The sequence below is a fragment of the Pleomorphomonas oryzae DSM 16300 genome (genome assembly GCF_000422965.1).
GTDB classification, from domain to species: Bacteria; Pseudomonadota; Alphaproteobacteria; order Rhizobiales; family Pleomorphomonadaceae; genus Pleomorphomonas; species Pleomorphomonas oryzae.
Genome location: NZ_AUHB01000031.1, coordinates 1 through 3,442, shown reverse-complemented (window position 1 = coordinate 3,442; position 3,442 = coordinate 1). Strand labels below are relative to the sequence as shown.

The 3,442-nt window shown below is 53.6% G+C and carries 1 protein-coding gene and 1 pseudogene; one reads left to right on the top strand and one right to left on the bottom strand.

Going from position 1 to position 3,442, the window contains the following annotated elements:
• Positions 1 to 456: SEL1-like repeat protein (locus tag G522_RS29810; protein ID WP_169453606.1), on the top strand; the 456-nt coding region annotated here is incomplete at its 5' end.
• A 2,054-nt stretch (positions 457 to 2,510) separates the two neighbouring features.
• Here G522_RS29810 and G522_RS29805 read toward each other — a convergent pair.
• Positions 2,511 to 3,278, bottom strand: a pseudogene (locus G522_RS29805) (IS5 family transposase).
• Positions 3,279 to 3,442: the final 164 nt, after the last annotated feature.

The window sequence follows — 3,442 nt, the reverse complement described above, 5'->3', positions numbered from 1 at the left end:
GACAAAGGCGCCCTGACCGCTCTGGGTTACGCCTATAATTCGGGAACCGGCGTCGCTAAAAACCCAGCTAAAGCTGTTCAATTATTTGCCAGGGGTTTAAACGCAGGAGACAAGAACGCTTTAATTGGATTGGGTTATGCATATTCTAGCGGAAACGGCGTTAAGAAAAACCGTGGCAAGGCAGCCTATTACTTTGAAATGGCCGCGAGTAACCAGATAGCGGCTGGGTACATAGGACTTGGGTATACGGATAAGAACCGTCTGGTTAAGTTAATTCAGACATCCCTCTCTAGAGATGGAACATATCAAGGCCCAATCGACGGTCTACTAACTAAGAACACAATCAGATCGATAAATAAATTCTGCAAGGAGAAGTCAATAATTGACGTCTGCAAAGCAGGTCCCTTATCCAACTCAGCGATTCAAGGGTATAGCGTGCTGCTGCCTCCGAGATAGGATCTGCGAGCTGTGGTTTGTTTTAATATGAACTATTGGGTCCATCGCGACCTTGCGCCCAGGAATGCTATTGTTCTAAACTAGAATCCGTCGAGGGAAGATGGGACATGTGAAACAGTGGACTCAGTGAGCAGCGGATCATTGGGGTTATCAACCAGAGATGCCCACCTCTCTCTTGGCGAGGCCAGCGATACCGGGCTAGATTTATCTTTAGCACGTATATCAGCATCAAGAGACTCTGCCGGCATGCGCGGCTTGGGTAGGGTGGCTGTTTGCCTCGCGGCCATCGGCGATAGTTGATCTACTGTCCAGCATGAGAGGAGGCGAGGCGGCACAATTTTGCAGCATCAGCACCGGAATGGTTGGGTGGTGCTTCAATGACGGGGCACAACAGCCCTAGCAACAGCATGTCTGGCTCAAAGCCGATTCTGAACGAACGCCGACAAACGGTACTCCACTGAGCGTGGTGCTTCGAGGGCTCGCCCCAGCAGATCGAGATGATGTCTTCGCCTAGCGCCTGTTAACCTCTGTTGTCTCTCCGAAGAACGCTTCGGTGACGCCTATTCGGTGAGCGGTATGTTTGATTTCTTGAAGAGCTTCAGTTGACAGAAAAATCGTCCGCATCACTCTAGCTCGAAGTCGCTTCGAAGGCCTTCAAAAGTAAGGCAGATCGGTGAAGCAGATCGTTAATGGCGCAAAGGCAGACAGAATCGGTCCGGTTAATGGCGAAGCTCCTGTCGGATAGAAAGGGCTGCAATACTTATTTCTGGCTTGCTCGAGTTTAACTTGGTCGGGACGACCCTCTACCCCTATCTCAAGCGCCTCTCCACTGAATCTACGACCAGTTGTCATCTTCGAAGCGTCCACCAAGGCAAGGTACGGTCCTTAGGACGAGAGGGGAGCCTCGCCTCTTTCACCGATCACCTTTACATCCTAAAGATCAGGACCAGACCAACCGGCGCGAGTTCACGGCTCCGCCGCTCCATTCTAAGATCCTTAGTGCGAGCCTTTAACCGCCGATGGCCGCAACGCGGTAATTTGTTTATGAGTCTATGATCTAGACAAATACGACTCTTGACCTACCCCTAACCCGTATGGCTTACTTAGGGAGTCTCAGGCAAGCACACTCTACTCTTATAGGAGTTTTCTTCTTCCGGGAGAGTGATATTTATCTAGTCTACTACTAGTTAATCTAAATCACTGATGATGTAAACCAGCATACCGAGTGAGGCTAAAATGAAATATTTGTTATCCGGGCTGATCTGCTGTACCACCCTGGTCGGGTGCCAGACTATTCCATGGCAAGAGACCGGCCCGTTAATGAAAATGGTTAATATTTCGAGCGGTCCGGAAGAGTGTATGGCGCTAGCCGATTTAAATGGAAAGTTAATATTAAACAAGGGAAAGGCTTTAGCCCTTAAATCACATGGTTGTAACGACGCTCGAGACGGCATCCTAGTTCTCCAAGCGAACTCAATTGTTATAGAGAATGCGGGCGTGCGCGCCGCCCGGGTTAAGTTTTCCTGGGGTGGATGGTCCGTCTATAGGAATACGCCAACTGCTTGGAAATTTGAGTGGGTTCCACCGCAGAAATGAGCGCTCTTAGGTGTACCCCCAGTTCACTCTAAATTTGGGGAGGGTCTCGGGTTAATGAAGCGCCATCCATTCTAGGATAGCTGGAGTCGCAGACTCCAATCCGTTGGCTAATTCCAGTGAGGGCCGCTCAGGGACATCCGTAAACGCGATCGGTATTGGATGCCGATCGCGTTTACGAAGGTTGACCGGATTGTAGTCCTTGCGCAATCCCTCCCTTTTCACTGGATGTTATTAAGGCTCACGAGCCAATAGCGTGTTCAGGCCTTCGGCGCGGAGTTGCCCGTGGGTGTGGGCCGAATCTCCTGGTAATGATCCTGTTCTAGAAGTTTGGTCAGCATCAGATGCCCAACAGCAAAGCGAATGGTACGCTCGTAAGGGTATCGCTCAGCTTGTCGACGCAGGCCGATCATTTGGAGGTGGTGTCCCTCTAACGTCGCCTCTTACACTAGGGTCCGGACTCAATTGGCCCAGCAGATGATGGCTGCCACGATGAGGACGGCTGACAGGAAGATGTCGGCCCGCTTATCGTAGCGAATGTGGATTCTGCGGAAATCTTTGAGGCGACAGAAGAACCGTTCGATAGCGTTCCGTTGTTTGTAAACGGCAGGGTCGTAAGCGTGAGGGTTCTTGCGCGTAGGGTCGGGGCGGGATCACGGGTTGGCAGCCGTGTTCGGTCAGCCAACTGCGTAGCGACGTGGCGTCGTAGGCTCTGTCGGCGAGTAAGGCGGCGGGGGCTCCAGTGATGGCCAGCAGATCGCGTGCGCCGGTCAAGTCGTGAGCATGCCCCGGCGTCAGGATCAAGGCGAGCGGTCGCCCTTGCTCGTCGGTCAGCGCGTGAACCTTGGTGGTACGTCCGCCGGGGGATCGGCCGATAGCCTGCGCCAGCGCGCCCCCTTTTGCGCCACCGGCGGACCTGTGCGCCTTGATGTGCATGCTGTCGATCGAAGCTGTTACCCCCCGATCACACCGGTTGCCCCAGTCAACGCGTAGAAGATTTGCTCCCAGACGCCCTGCTGGCTCCAGCGGTTGAAGCGGTTGTAGATCGTCGTGTGGGGGCCGTACTCGGCTGGGCAATCGCGCCATCGCCCGCCTGTCTTGAGCATGTGCATGATGCCCGAGATCACCCGACGATCGTCAACACGGTGCGCCCCGCGCCGCCCTGTCGGCAGCAGCGGTTCGATCGACGCCCAACTCGCGTCGTCCAGCCAGTAGAGGTGCTTGCTCATCCATGCGGTCTCCTCAAAGACCCTTGAATCAGCAACCACACCCCGACGCCACACCTAATTGAGTACCGACCCTAGAGCACATCCATCGATCGATGAATCAAATGTGAAGTGACGGTTGGCGTCGATTCTGATTCAAAGTTCTCCTCACAGGCGGGGCACGATGG